This is a genomic window from Methanopyrus sp. KOL6 (assembly GCF_002201915.1).
Classification (GTDB): Archaea; JAADCQ01; Methanopyri; order Methanopyrales; family Methanopyraceae; genus Methanopyrus.
The window spans coordinates 1,162,267-1,176,219 of the sequence record NZ_CP019470.1; the positions used below are offsets into that span (position 1 = coordinate 1,162,267).

At 58.4% G+C, this 13,953-nt stretch carries 12 protein-coding genes; 5 read left to right on the forward strand and 7 right to left on the reverse strand.

Annotated elements, in window-relative coordinates; genetic code table 11:
• Positions 1-25 precede the first annotated feature (25 nt).
• Together tes and BW919_RS06355 are read left to right on the forward strand one after the other, a co-directional pair.
• Positions 26-1,525 (forward strand): tetraether lipid synthase Tes, encoded by a 1,500-nt coding sequence (gene tes / locus BW919_RS06350; RefSeq protein ID WP_198324590.1) that lies wholly within the window; start codon positions 26-28, stop codon positions 1,523-1,525.
• A 5-nt stretch (positions 1,526-1,530) separates the two neighbouring features.
• The gene (locus BW919_RS06355; protein ID WP_088336179.1) at positions 1,531-2,283 is read left to right on the forward strand and encodes an NAD-dependent deacylase; all 753 of its coding nucleotides are present in this window, start codon (positions 1,531-1,533) and stop codon (positions 2,281-2,283) included.
• A 502-nt stretch (positions 2,284-2,785) separates the two neighbouring features.
• Here BW919_RS06355 and BW919_RS06360 read toward each other — a convergent pair.
• Complete coding sequence (locus BW919_RS06360; RefSeq protein ID WP_088336180.1) at positions 2,786-3,490, reverse strand: 6-hydroxymethylpterin diphosphokinase MptE-like protein; 705 nt, start codon at positions 3,488-3,490, stop codon at positions 2,786-2,788.
• A 15-nt stretch (positions 3,491-3,505) separates the two neighbouring features.
• On the opposite strand from BW919_RS06360, the gene argC reads away from it, so the two are divergent.
• On the forward strand, positions 3,506-4,537 hold the full coding sequence (gene argC, locus BW919_RS06365; protein WP_088336181.1) for an N-acetyl-gamma-glutamyl-phosphate reductase: 1,032 nt from the start codon (positions 3,506-3,508) through the stop codon (positions 4,535-4,537).
• Here argC and BW919_RS06370 read toward each other — a convergent pair.
• Complete coding sequence (locus BW919_RS06370; RefSeq protein WP_088336182.1) at positions 4,528-5,049, reverse strand: V4R domain-containing protein; 522 nt, start codon at positions 5,047-5,049, stop codon at positions 4,528-4,530. The two genes, argC and BW919_RS06370, sit on opposite strands and share 10 nt — an antisense overlap.
• 157 nt (positions 5,050-5,206) lie before the next feature.
• Between BW919_RS06370 and BW919_RS06375 the strand changes: the two genes are divergently transcribed.
• Positions 5,207-5,680: a hypothetical protein gene (locus tag BW919_RS06375; RefSeq protein WP_088336183.1), complete on the forward strand. Its 474-nt coding sequence runs from the start codon at positions 5,207-5,209 to the stop codon at positions 5,678-5,680.
• A gap of 51 nt (positions 5,681-5,731) precedes the next feature.
• On the forward strand, positions 5,732-6,373 hold the full coding sequence (locus BW919_RS06380; protein WP_088336184.1) for a molybdopterin-guanine dinucleotide biosynthesis protein MobB: 642 nt from the start codon (positions 5,732-5,734) through the stop codon (positions 6,371-6,373).
• Between the two features lie 141 nt (positions 6,374-6,514).
• On the opposite strand, the gene BW919_RS06385 is transcribed toward BW919_RS06380, so the two are convergent.
• The 5 genes from BW919_RS06385 to purB all read right to left on the reverse strand — a co-directional run bounded on the left by BW919_RS06385 (position 6,515) and on the right by purB (position 13,871).
• Positions 6,515-7,786: a tRNA (N(6)-L-threonylcarbamoyladenosine(37)-C(2))-methylthiotransferase gene (locus BW919_RS06385; protein ID WP_157666125.1), complete on the reverse strand. Its 1,272-nt coding sequence runs from the start codon at positions 7,784-7,786 to the stop codon at positions 6,515-6,517.
• Positions 7,787-7,791: 5 nt separating this feature from the next.
• Complete coding sequence (locus BW919_RS06390; RefSeq protein ID WP_198324591.1) at positions 7,792-8,772, reverse strand: hypothetical protein; 981 nt, start codon at positions 8,770-8,772, stop codon at positions 7,792-7,794.
• Positions 8,773-9,286: 514 nt separating this feature from the next.
• A complete protein-coding gene (gene pelF, locus BW919_RS06395; RefSeq protein ID WP_232452870.1) occupies positions 9,287-10,813 on the reverse strand; it encodes a GT4 family glycosyltransferase PelF in 1,527 nt (508 codons plus the stop codon).
• Between the two features lie 102 nt (positions 10,814-10,915).
• The gene (locus BW919_RS06400) at positions 10,916-12,469 is read right to left on the reverse strand and encodes a DUF5591 domain-containing protein (RefSeq protein WP_088336188.1); all 1,554 of its coding nucleotides are present in this window, start codon (positions 12,467-12,469) and stop codon (positions 10,916-10,918) included.
• Complete coding sequence (gene purB / locus BW919_RS06405; RefSeq protein ID WP_088336189.1) at positions 12,453-13,871, reverse strand: adenylosuccinate lyase; 1,419 nt, start codon at positions 13,869-13,871, stop codon at positions 12,453-12,455. Before purB ends, BW919_RS06400 begins: the two co-directional genes overlap by 17 nt.
• Positions 13,872-13,953 lie beyond the last annotated feature (82 nt).

The following is a 13,953-nucleotide window of genomic DNA, read 5'->3' on the forward strand; positions in this document are numbered from 1 at the left end:
CAACCATCCCCTCGGGGGTCCGGTAGTGAGCGACACCCTGTACGAGACCGAGAGCCTCTGCCCAGAATGTCTCCGAGCTGTACCGGCGAGACTCGTTCGGACTGCTGAAGGTTCCGTGGAAATAGTTAAGAAATGCCCGGAACACGGTGAGTTCCGCGAAGTCGTATGGTCCGATGCCGAGTTCTTCAAACGCGCCCTCGAGTACGAGTTCAATGGTCTCGGAGTGGAGAATCCACAAACGGACAACGAGAATGGCTGTCCGTTCGACTGCGGTCTCTGCCCGTACCACGAGAGTACTACCGCTCTCGGTATCATCGACGTCACGAACCGGTGTAACCTGAACTGTCCCGTATGTTTCGCCAACGCAGAGGCTAAAGGTTACGTGTACGAGCCGCCCCTCGAGCAGATCGAGGAGATGCTCGACTTACTACGCTCGGAGCGCCCCGTGCCGGCTCCAGCGGTGCAGTTCGCAGGCGGTGAGCCGCTAGTTCGCGAGGATATCGTCGAGATCGTCGCCGCCGCGGACGAGCGCGGCTTCCACGTACAGATCGCGACGAACGGTGTGGAGTTTGCTCGGAACCCGGAGCTCGCGGAGGATCTCCACGCCGCCGGACTGAACGTCGTGTACCTGCAGTTCGACGGGCTGAGCCCCGATATCTACGAGGAGATACGAGGTTCCAGAAAGATCCTCGAGTTGAAGAAGGAGGCGATTAAGGTCCTCGAACGCGAAGGTATCTCCACGGTCCTCGTACCCACACTGGCCCGCGGGGTTAACGACGATCAGATTCGGCCCATGCTGGACTTCGCCCGAGAGTTCGAGGTCATCCGCGGGATCAACGTGCAGCCTATCTCGTTCACGGGTCGAACGCCGCGCGAGGAGCGGGAGCGCATGCGCATCACCATACCTGACTTCGTTAAGCTCGTCGAGGAACAGACGGACGGCCGTATACCAGCCGAAAGCTTCTATCCGGTCCCGATCGCGGCGAAGATATCCCGGTTGATAGGACAACTCCACGGGGAGCGGAAGCCGGAGTTCTCCGCGCACCCCATCTGCGGAGTCGCCACTTATCTACTTGACGAAGGGGATTGGTACCACCCCATCACCGACTACGTCGACCCGGACGCGTTCATCGATGCGCTGGAAGAGGTCGCGGAGAAGGTGGGCGCGTTGGGTCGAAAGCGGGATCGAGCGAAGGCCGCTTGGATCGTGACCAAGCATCTACGTCGCGTCTTCAAGGGCCTCACCGGCAAACGCAAGCTGGCCCGACTGGTCCTCGACGTCGTGACTAAGGGAACCTACGACGCCCTCGCGGACTTCCACTGGAACGCGCTGCTATTGGGTTGCATGCATTTCATGGACCCGTACAACTTCCAGACGGACCGTGTGCGACGGTGCGTGATCCACTACGCGACACCTGACGGACGGATCATACCGTTCTGCGCCTATAACTCCATACACCGTGAAGAGATCGAGCAGAAGTTCGGCGTGCCGCTAAAGGAGTGGAAGGAACGCAGGAACGGGTGACACGGTTGTCCCTCCGCGAGACAGCCGAAAGGTTGGTAGAGGCCGAGACAGTCGTCGCGCTCACCGGGGCCGGCGCATCGGCGGACTCCGATATCCCAACGTTCCGAGGGAAGGATGGACTCTGGAACAAGTACGACCCTCGGGAACTGGCCACACCCGAGGCCTTCGCACGTGATCCGGAGAGGGTTTGGGAGTGGTATCTTTGGCGTCGTCGTAAGATCGCTGAGGCCGAACCTAACCCTACTCACACGGTCCTAGCGCTCATGGAGCGAGACGGCCTCCTCGAAGCCGTCATCACGCAGAACGTGGACGGACTCCACCAACGTGCCGGATCCCGTCGCGTGATAGAGCTCCACGGCAACATCTGGCGGGATGAGTGCGTATCTTGCGAATATCAGAGGGTGAACGATCCAGAGCGCGGCGAGGGACTCGAGTACGACAAACTGCCACCTAAGTGCCCCGATTGCGGAGACCCGCTGCGCCCCGGCGTCGTCTGGTTCGGTGAGCCACTGCCCTATGACGCGCTCGTGGAGGCGGAGAACCTCGCACGATCCTGTGACGTGATGCTCGTGATCGGAACCTCGGGCGAAGTCCGGCCCGCCGCCGATCTTCCGCTCGTGGCTAAATCCTGCGGAGCCACCTTGATAGAGATCAACCCGAGTGAGACCGCGCTCAGCTCCCACATGGACGTTATCATCCGAGAACGAGCATCCTCTGCCATGGAAGCCCTATGGGGCGAGATCAAACGACTCTCGTGATTGTACGTGGATTTTCTTCCGGATATAGACCCTACCGGCAGGTTTCCATGTTCCTGCGCGATGATTTGTGCGACAACCGCTTCGCAACTTCTGCTCTCAGATCGCCCGAAGACGTCGAGGTCTGCCAGATGTGGGTACTTCTTGCCGGCAATCCGCTAGGACATGATTTCTTCGTGCTATCACGATCTACGAGAAGGAACCGCACGGAGTTCCGAGTTCTCCGTTGAACATCCGTAGTAGAGCGCGTGGGGAGACTCAATCTCCCCGACGAGTCCGCCTACCTCGAGTACCGGCACGGTGATACGGTCCGAGGAGCGTCCTAGGCGTCGCACAGATCCGTGGGAAGGGCTCGTTCCTCCCCGAGAGTTCGCAGCGGTCATCCTCGCCTCTACGGTGCTCCAGCACTCACTCGTGATCGCACTGAGTAAAGTTGCACCATGTAATATGACAAGCAGGGGACCCAAAGCGCTCACCCACCTCCGGCATCCGCTCATCACTCCGATCATCGCCGGGCCGTGTGGGACTCCACCTCGACACCTAACTCCCGCGCCACGAGCTTTAGCACGCGTTCGCCCCAGGCCAGCTTCTTCCTCTTCACGGGGTCTGCCCGGAAAACCCCCTCACCTTCACCGGGTCGGGAGTATTCAGTCGTTAGATCCCCGAAGTCCATCCCCACGGTGAGTACGCGCTCCGCACCCAATCTCGCCGCCATGACCACCGCCCGATCTCCGTCCGTGAAACCACCGAAGTTGTGCAGAAGATCACACGGTGGCTCGACTTGACACGTTCCCAGAACCCTGCCAAGAGTGGGTACAAGTTCCGCCATCTGGGTCACGTTATCCCCGTGGGCGTGTACGACCGTGATGGAACCGCACTCGCTGGACATCAGTAGGTACTCCTTCGGCCCGTCGAGATCCGTCACTACGACATCCGGTACGATTCCGAGCTCGAGGAGGGCTTTACAGGCGCCGTCGGCGGCGTAGACGACACTGTCCTCCAGCTCTTCGACTATCCCAGGCAACTCGACTATCGAAGGACCTGCTCCCACCACGACCACTTCTTCTTCGACTGGCAGGTCCTCCGGGCGTAAGACGTGAGGATGATCGTGGAGAAGCTCGCACAAGAACGAGGCGGCCAACATATCCTCGGACTCCTTATAACCTAAATCCGCCCGGATTTCCTCGATTATCCCCTTCAGCGGGTCCAACAGGGGGGACCCCACGTGGTTGTGGTAGGTGTCGTGGGTGCATCGGGTTACACCGGCGGTGAACTCCTTAGATTCCTCGCCCGACACCCGGAGGTGGAGGAGGTCCGCTACGCGACCTCCAGGAGGCTCGAGGGAGAACCCGTCTGGAAGGCACATCCGAACCTGCGGCGTGACTACCCCGATCTCGAGTTCTCGGATCCCGATCCAGTTGAAATCGGAGAAGACTGTGACGTCGTGTTCACAGCCGTCCCACACACCGCCGCCATGGAGATAGTCCCTGATCTACTGGAAGGAGGAGCCGTGGTGATCGATCTCAGCGCCGATTTCCGGTTCGATGATGTGGAGGTCTACGAGGAATGGTACGGTGTCGAACACGCGGCCCCGGAGCTGAACGCCAAGGCCGTTTACGGGCTGCCCGAGCTACACCGCGACGAAATACGGAGCACGGATCTCATCGCCAACCCGGGATGCTACCCGACCGGTGCGATTCTGGCCGCCGCGCCGCTCGTCGAGAAAGGGCTTGTCGACGTCGTGATCTTCGACTCCAAGAGCGGTACCTCCGGGGCCGGTGCGAAACCTTCGGAGATCACTCACCATCCGGAGTGCGCCGAGGACTTGACACCCTACAACCCGACGGATCACCGTCACTTGCCCGAAATACGACAGGAACTGGGGAAGTTAGGCGACGTCGAGGTTCACTTCACCCCACACCTAGCACCGCTCGTCCGGGGTATTGAGACCACGGCCCACGGTCTAGGGGACGTAGAAATCGAGTCGGAGGAACTCCGGGAGCTCTACGTGGAATACTACGACGGTGAACCTTTCGTCCGCATCTGCGAGGTCGGTGAAACCCCGAGGCTCTGGGCCGTCCGTGGGACCAACTACTGCGACGTGGGTATCTTCGCGGTCGGTGATGGCAGGATCGTCGTAGCGTCGGCGATCGATAACCTCGCCAAGGGCGCGTCCGGCCAGGCAGTTCAGAACATGAACGTGAGGTTCGGGTTCGAGGAAACCTCTGGATTAGAGGAACCCGGGTATCACCCATGAACCCGCTCCCTTACGAGCTCATGGACCCTTCGACACCCTCCATCGTCTTCCTTCGGTACTAAGGCGAAGGCACAGCGCCCGTCCCCGAGCCCCCAACACGCGTACTCGATCGCGTAGTACTCCCGGCCTTCAACGGCGGCGACCATCCCCTGAATCAGGCCACCTTCCAGCGCACACAGAGTCTTACCAGTCTCCGGTGCTCCACAACACGAGATGCAGTCGTACACGACGACGTTATCGTAACCCATGTCCGCGACGAGCTCGTCCTCTTCGTCCTCCTGGACGTCAACTTGAACCTCACCGCACCCTATCCCTTGCAGCCACTCACACACGTCCTCCACGTCCGAGAACCCCATCCGCCCGACGATCTCGTGTCCGAGTTGTTCCGCTCGCTTCCTGACCTCACCGTCCGCTTCGAGGTCCCAGATCGCCGACCTCACGATCAAAAACGCCGTACGATCGATCCTCCGGCTACACGTTTCCGCCATCTGTAGAATTGTCTTCAGCCTCACGCTAGCCCCGCGGAGTCCGAGGTGATCATGGTGATATCATTTACCTACGGGACGTTGCGCTCACACGCGTATCACCGGCCCGGGATCGAGCTAATTTTTCCTTACCCTGAGGGAAAGAAAGATGTCTTCCCGGTAAGAGACGCCGGGGGACAGTGAGGTGAGAGGAGATGGGCGGATGGAGAAGTTGCGTGAGGATATCGCCGAAGAGCTCAAGTCCCAGCCGAAAGATAGGAAACTGGCGTTCGTGTTACTCAGCGCGTTCAGGACTGCTGTGCTGAGACACTTGGGCGAATCGTGGGAACCGATCATCATGGAGGCCGGTAGACAGTTCCTTAAGATCGTCGAGATCGCGGAGGGTAGGGAAATAGAAAGTATTGAGGACGCTTTGAACGTCGCCACGAAGTACGGACTAATCAGCGGTTTCGAGATGGACGAGGATAGCGTCACACTGGAGGGCGTGTTAGAGAGCCTCGGCTGGGACGAGCGAACGCATCGCGGCGAGGCAGCCTGCGTAGTGACCAAAGGGATCGTCTTGGAGGGACTCCGCCGAGAAGGCTTGGACGTGGTAGAGCTGGAGGAGGACTCGGACGGAGACAGTGTCACGTTCCGGTGGAAGTCTCGCCCCCCTTAACTTTTCACCGTTCCGATTTCCATCTCACAGTTCGGGGGATTCACGCTGCGTGTGCTTCAAGTCGTAGGACCAAAGGACTCCGGTAAAACGTCGTTCTGTGAAGAGGCAGTGGAAGGATTACGTGTTAGTGGTTACAGGGTCGGGTACGTGAAGTCCGTGGGCGAACATCACTTGGACCTCCGGGATCGAGACACGGGTCGCGTTCCAGCGGACGTGCGGGTCGGTATGGCTAAAAAGGAAACAGTTCTGCTTCTCGATTTGGATATAGATTCCGTCCTCGGACTCCTCGCACTGTTGGGGTTCGACTACGTACTGATCGAGGGATTCAAGTCCCGTGAGCTCGGTGTCAGGGTGGGGTTCGGCGGCTACACGGAGGGTCCCACCGTACCCGCGGAGGAACTCGATACTCCACCTGCGGACGTGGTCGAACGTTACGCGGTGAAGTACACAGCCGATATCAACTGCGGGAAGTGCAGTCCGGGGTCCTGTAGTGATTTCAGGCGGGCGGTGGCACGAGGGAAAGAAGACCCGGACGGATGCGCCGTCCCGGAGGACGTCACTGTGCTCGTCGACGGGAAACCCCTAGGCCTCAATCCGTTCGTGGGTGACTTGGTTAAGAGCGTGGTGGAGGCACTGGTTGGGAATCTGAAGGGCGGAGATGGGAACGAAGTTATCGTATCGATCCGTCGTTGAAATAGGGCTCCCGTCGGAACCGCTCCTATTTAATGAGCGCCGCCCGGACGCCAACCGACACGGATCGACTACGTGTCGGAATCGGATGACGATCGGTTGCGAACGGAGCGTTCGCGATGAAGAGGGCTGTACTCGCCGACCTCATACCTCTGCCACGAGTCGCGCGTGAGACGCACCCACGATACGACACTCCAACCGCTCGCCTGGTTCCGGAACTTCACCCCGAAACACCGTCTTCTTCGCGTGCTCGTCTCGTCCCCATCTCTCCATTACCATCGTCACCTCTACGGTCTCTCCGATCAGCTCGCGGTTCGCCTCTTCAGCCCACTCGAGGCGCTTACTGTGAAGGATCCGGCTCCTCCGTAGCTTTACATCTTCCGGTACCTGATCTTCAAACCGCGCCGCCTGGGTCCCTGGACGTCGGCAGAACCTGGAAGCGTGCAGGATATGTGGTCTGGTTCTCTCCAGGAACTCGAGGGTGTTACGGAAGGCCTCCTCAGTCTCCCCCGGGAACCCCACAATAACGTCCGTGATGAAGGAGAAGTACCCGAGTCGGCGCTCGAAGGCACGGTACACCTCCAAGGCCTCTTCGACCGTATAGTTCCTGTTCATGCGACGCAACACTTCGTTGTCACCGCTCTGCACGGGCATGTGGATGGAGCGGTACAGCACGTCGTCTCGGCTCGCGAAGAGATCGGCGAGGTCGTCCGCGATAGGGTAAGCGTGACCGGGGTTGAACATACCCAGGCGAACCCGGGCTCCGTAGCGCGAGCAGAGATCGACCACGTCCTCCAGTAGATCGACGACGTTTGTCCCCCTGTCCAGTCCGTACGTCGCGGTGTCCTGTGCGGTGAGGTGAATCTCAACGGCCCCACGCTCTAGCTCCCGCCTCACACGCCTCAGAATGCGTTCCGGTGGAAAACTGCGGAGGTTCCCACGTGCGAGCTTCACGGCGCAGTACGCGCATTTATTCGGACAGCCCTCCGCAATCGGCACGATGGCGGCGAGGTTAGGTAGCTCACGTGGAGCGTCGGCCTTCCAATCGAGGTCATCGCGTTCGCCCAGGAATTCCACTCGATCGCCGCGCAGCACGGCTCGAACGGCTTCCGGTACTCGGTCGAGGTGTCGAGGACCTACGAGGGCGGCGTCTGGGCGAAGCTTGCGGGCGCGCTCTGGGTAGGCTTCCGGGAAGCATCCGGCTACGACGGTCGGCACACGCTCCAGCTCACACATCTTATTCACCATTCTGGCGTCTACGCTGTCCCGAACGATGCAGGTCAGGAGGACGACAACGTCCGCGTTCTCAGCGTCTTCGACAATCTCGAAACCTTCTCGGCGTAACAGCTCCCTCACCAATCTACCGTCGTCATGGTTGGCAGCACATCCGTACACTTCGACGGTGACTCTAATCACCGTTATCACCCCCAGCGTCTAGGTATTTCCGTGACGTACGAAACGAATGCGTTGTAAGCCAGTACCCGGTAAGCCTCCCTGCTGATCCTCCGGTACATCCTAATCGAGAAGATCATGGAAAGCCCGGCTGCCAAAGTGGCTCCCGTCAGGTAGCTCATCGGGAGAAAACCTTCCCCGAAGTACTTCCATACTAGCAGTTCCGTAGCCGGTACTGCAGATGTTACGAGCAGTGCCTCGAAGTCCTTACGGAAGGTGAGGAGCTGCGGGTAAGTGTAGACGATGATAGCTCCCGGCAAACTCCCGATTAAATACGTCGTCAGGACACTCACGCTTGGGACATTGACTTTTAAGAACAACGCGCCGGTGGCCGTGAGCAGTAACGGTATCGCGTACTTCTTAGGCAACTTCACCGCCCCGAGTCCCATGAAGAACGACAGGGCGCCGAGAACGGCCATCGAGATGTACCCTAGAGTCCGATGCGCGGAGATGCCGATCGCGAGCATGATCGAAGCCGTGATCAGGCCGGCGAGCACGAGCGTCCAGGCGAGGCCTCGCCAGTACGCCTTCATGACGAACTCGCGGAGTGCGTACATCCCGTCCCAGTCCACGCGGTACAGGAGGTCTAGTTTCCCCTCCACGGAGTCCCAGAACCTGATCGCTGCCAGGGTACCGGCGAACAGTGGCATCATGCCGATGAACGACGGGGAGTCTAGCGGGAAGTACGGGAACCCGTACTTGGACCAAATCAAGAACTTGTCGAGGAACATCACCGAGTAATACGCGATTGCGGACATCATCATGAGCGAGTAGTCCACGACCGCTGCGATGGCTATTTTTAGGCTTTTAGTCAGTAAGTTACTACGTGTGAATATGGAGATCCTAGAGACTCTACTCACGCCTTGTATGACATCTATAAAAGACAGTAACATTGTGAATACTAGTATAGCGGAGGCTATTAAATACGCCTGGTTCGCCTCTGTTATCATCAAAGAGACTATGAATGAAATCACGAAAAGTGTCCATGGTATTGCTACTCGACGAGCAATTAATTCCGGACGAGTCCAAGAAACGGCGGAATGGGCGGCCGTAAATATGTACGCTAATGCGGCCATAGGGGTCGCTATAGTGGCTGCTAGTGATATTTTTATGCTGAACAGCCGAGCTAGTTCGTCGTAAAGAACAATTGAACATACGGTACAAAGAATGGTCGATAATATTATGATTCCAGGTATGGGTATGAACGTTTCTAGAAACAGAGCGTCTAAAATCACGCGTGAAACAAGCACTTGAAAGGGGGCAGAAGTGAGAACAGCTGCGATTAGTGAAAGGCTTACTGGAGCTAGTTTCATCGATCCTAAAGCTGTGAGTGTAGACAGCACGAAAATAACTCCGAGTACAGGGGAAGTTCCCAGGACGATTTTTATGAGCACAACTGAGTTACTGGTAGCTCCACCTATTGAGCGAATTATCGTTACTAGTGTGTCAGATATTGCACCCAATTCAGTCACCACCGGTGTATTTATAGTACTCCTGGAAGTAGTTATGACACATGCGCATTACATCGTACTGTTTGGCACGTTCGACTGCATGATGAGCCATATCGAGCATCAACTCGGGATCGTAGAGTAGGCGTACTAGGTGCTTAGCGGCTTCGTCTGTGTCCTCGGACCGGAAGGTGCGACCGAAGTTCCTGTCAACTATGTACGGCACTGCGCCGACCTCGGAGGCTACTACCGGGCACCCACAGCTCATCGCCTCGAGGAGTGCCATCGGTAGTCCTTCCGAGCGGCTCGGTAAGAGGAAGACGTGGAATCTACGAAGCCATTTGACTACTTCATCTGGGTTGCAGGGACCGTGGAACCTCACGATGTCTTCCAGGCCGTATTCCTTCACGAGTTTCCTACACTTCTCATAGTACGCTTTGTCTTCCACTGGACCTACCACGTGGAACACTACGTTACCTATGTGCTCGACTGTGCGGGCCGCGATCTCGATGAGTACGTCGATGCCTTTAACACGTTCGATCCTCGTGATCGTGCCGACTTCGAGAATCTCCGGTTCGCTGTATTTCCTCTCCAGGTCGCCTGGGGAATACTTCCAGGTCTCTATCCCCGAGTAAATGACTTTAATTTTATCTTCGGGGGCTCCCTGCTTCAGTGCCAACTCCGCGTGGTAATCCGAGATTTCTATTATCTCTTCGCACTGCTCATACGACGTGAACATCATCGAACGGAAGCATTCCTTGAATAACTCGCGTGCCGTCTTCCCGAACCCCTGCAGTCGCATGTCGAGCTCTCTAAGCAATATCCCGTGCTCGGTGATGATGAAGGGGACGCCTCGCGCGGCCTTCGCCACCGAACACAGGAATCCGCATACTCCCGAGTTCTGTGCGTGTGCAACGTCACAGTTCGGTAGTCGTCTAGCGCCGGCAGCCGCTCCCAGCACGAAGGAAACTACGTTCATGGCTACCCAGAACACGTCGCTGAACGGGTTATTCTCGCACTCGTCCTCGTACTGGGAAGTTAGGTAGTGAACGTATCGTGCGAGCTCGTACATTGTGGAGCTGGCGAGTATATTCGTGGGTGACTTGGAGGCTTTCCATAGCTCCTTCAACATCGGCTCCGAAAGCGGTTCACCCTCCACCATCCTTTCGAAGACAATCCGGAGCGTTTTCGATACTGTAGACCACCTGAGGCGGTGTGCTGGCGTCATCCTATCGAGCCACCGGCGCAGTTTGTTCACCTTAGGGGTGATCTCCTGAATTACAACGTCCCGGACATTCGCCGGAATTTCCACGACTGGTTCGGTCCTTCCCTGCCCCGTCATGCATAACACGTTGAACACAACGTCCGGTGAGTACTTGATGAGGCGATGGACCCAGGTAGTGACCCCGCCTAAAGCTACGGGATATGTAGCTTCAGTTACCACGGTGACGGTGGGCCGTCTGTACGCCTCGATTCTCCGAAATCCCGTCATAGTGGTTAGCCCTGAAACTAGATACGCGCCTCTTCCGTTTCTTACTGTCACCTCATAGCCCCGGCAATATGAGTTACTCCATTCCGGCGCACTTATCGCCAGGTGAGGAAACGACACCGAGTACTCTATTCTTTGACTGGTGGAAGTATGGGACTACCTGGTCTCGACTACCGTTGTGTCGGGTGGAACGTCTTCGGGCCGGGCGATCACTCGACACGGTCGGATCTCGTCACCGAGGTCGACCGGCCAGTGGAACCCAGGGAGCACGTCTTCGGGAACATCCACCACCTCGGCTTTCGTTCCCTCCTCGGCGTGGACCGGCGGTACCCGGGAGCTCACACACAGTTCGGCGCCTAACTGAGATAAGGTCAGGAGACCAGAAGTGGGGGGGACCGAAAAGGCCCTCTCCCCGTCGATGAGTACGCGCTGTCCGTCGAATCGGTAGTCCACGTCCTCCAACACGTCGACACCGAATTGAAACTTCGAAACGGCTCGGGGTACGTGCTCACGGAGATCCCCGGGTTCACCTTCCGTGAGATCCTTTAGGGTCCGTCGGAGCTCCTCGAGCGCCCCTCTGGAGGCAGGGTTCCCCTCGGGACGGCACGTGTAAACGACGTCGTATCCTCTTTCTTCCAACTCTTCTCCAACTTTCCGGTAACCGTACGAAGCGTGGCATACTATCGGGAGATCTTCCACTATCTTCTCAATAAGCACCGCCGAGCGCTCGATCTCTTCCCGACTCCACTCCCCGGTGACTCGGACGTCATAGTGGGCAGCTGGAAACGTCCTCTCCAGCGTCCTCGGCACGGCACCTAGTGGGCTGGTGATAATTATCTCGTCCACGGGGAAATTCCACGTTATCCGAGTGATACGTCGGTGCGTGGGCGATCGTGAGTAGGGTTTCCGGGCGGAGCACGGGAGCAGAACGACTGCCTCCGCCCAATCCGGTGGTTCGTACCGACGGACGCGATGGAGCCACTCGGTGACCTCCGGACGATCGAACGATAGGTCGGTAGCGCAGGCGATCTTGGTGTTCCGGTTCAGGTTCACGTATCGGGCAATGACACGTTTCCGATCACAGAATCGCAGGACTTCGGCGATCCTGGGGTGTCTCGCGGCCACGGACTCGACCAGTTCCCTCAAAGTGCCCTCACGGATCGCTTCGCGGAGCCTCAGCAGGCAGAACTGTAGCTGTGTCCAGTTTTCCCTGAGCAACTCTTCGCGGTCCTCCGTCTCTACGGTCTCGGTCGAGAAATCATCCAATAGCAACCGGTCCTCCAGCGTCAGACGTAGACACAGTGCGGCGTCGAAGAGGTCGAACCCGAGGTAGAATAGTACGGGTATCCATTCAGGATCCCGCACCGTCACGGCACGAACCGAGCCGCTCCGACGTATCTTGCTCACTACCTCCGCGAACTCCCGGGCATCTGGGATCGACTCGAGCCTGTACACCGTGATCGATCCGCCCGAGGGGGCTTCGGCAGGGTTCGTCCACGGGGACGGTAGATCGACCGGCGTGAGTCGTACGGAGTACGGCCGTGCCAGTTCCTCGAGCTCCTTCACGAGTTCTCGCACTTCTGGGACATTCTCCACAGCGATGGACAGTCGTTCGGGGATGAAGAAGAGGGCCGGGGTTTCTACGCCCTTTACCTCGAGGACGCGCGCGCAATCACACCGAATTGCCCTGACTTTATCCGGCACCGACACTCAACACCTCCTTCATCTCGCGATCGATCTCTTCCAGGTCGCGTCGGGTCTTCTCAGCGGCCCCACGCGCCAGGTCGGGAGCCACTCCCAAGTACTTCTCGGGGTTCAACACCTCTTCCAACTCCTCTCCCTTGAACAGCTCACGGATGCGCTCTTCCTCCTTAACTACTTCCGCGAAGTCGCGTCCTTCTTCCCAAGCCCTCATCGCGAGCCGTCTCACGAGCTCGTGCGCCTCCTGTCGCCCCATTCCTCGCTTAACCAGTTCGACCATCAGCGCCTCCGCCATGTTAAGCCCATTCGTCAGCCGAAGGTTCTCCCGTATGTTTTCCTCGTAAACGCGTAATCCCTCCAAGTTGTGGATCGTCAGCCGTAGCATTTCGTCCAACAGCAGGAACTGTTCTGGGAGGATCACTCGCTCACTCGCGGAGTTCGTGAGGTCCCGCTCGTGTTCGAGCGGCACGTTCTCGAGCGCTACCTGCACGTTCGACCGTAGTACCCTCGCCAGACTACACACCCGCTCGGAACGGATTGGATTCCGCTTGTGTGGCATCGTCGAGGATCCGACCTGCTTCTTGGGATCGAACGGTTCCTCGACTTCCCGGATCTCCGTCCGCTGGAGATTTCTGATCTCGCGGCCGATCTTATCCAGCGTCGAACCGATCAGCGCGAGTAATGCGATCAACTCCGCGTAGCGATCACGCTGAATGACCTGGTTGGATACTGTCACCGGCCTGAGGTTCAGCAATTCCATCACCCTACGCTGCACCTCGGGACCCTTCTCGCCCAGCGCCGCCATCGTTCCGACGGCGCCGGACAGCTGCCCCACCAGTACCCGGTCCGCGCACTCCCGGAGTCGCTTCAGGTGTCTCACGATCTCCCGTGCCCAGATCGCGAACTTCATACCGAGCGTCGTGGGGACCGCGTGCTGACCGTGCGTACGACCCACCATTGGGAGGTCGGCGTACTCTTCAGCCCGCTCCGCTAGCACTTCCGCCAGACGATGCAGCCTGCGGTAGATTATCGATAGTGCCTCCCTCAGTACCAACGCGTGCGCGGTGTCTATCACGTCGTTACTGGTAGCGCCCAGGTGCACGTAGTCCCCTCCCACCTCGCACCGCTCCGAGAGCGCCTTCACTAGGGCCATCACGTCGTGTTTGATCTCCGCTTCGATCTCCTTGACGCGTTCCACGAACCGTCGTAGCTCTCCCTCGTCGCCGGTGATCTCCTCGACGACGCGTTCCACCTCATCCGCTGCCTCCTTCGGTACGAAGTCGAACACCTCGGAGAGCGCCCGTACCAGGGCCGCCTCCACCTCGAGCATCTTCGCTACTTTGTTCTCCTCCGAGAACACCCGGCGGAGCTCGTCCGACCCGTACCGTGACTCGATCGGATGAACAGGCAACTCAGAGCCCCCCTCCGGTCGGGACGGCTCTCCGCATCCATTCTCGTAGTCGACGGCAACCTACCCTTTCGTCATCGGGGGT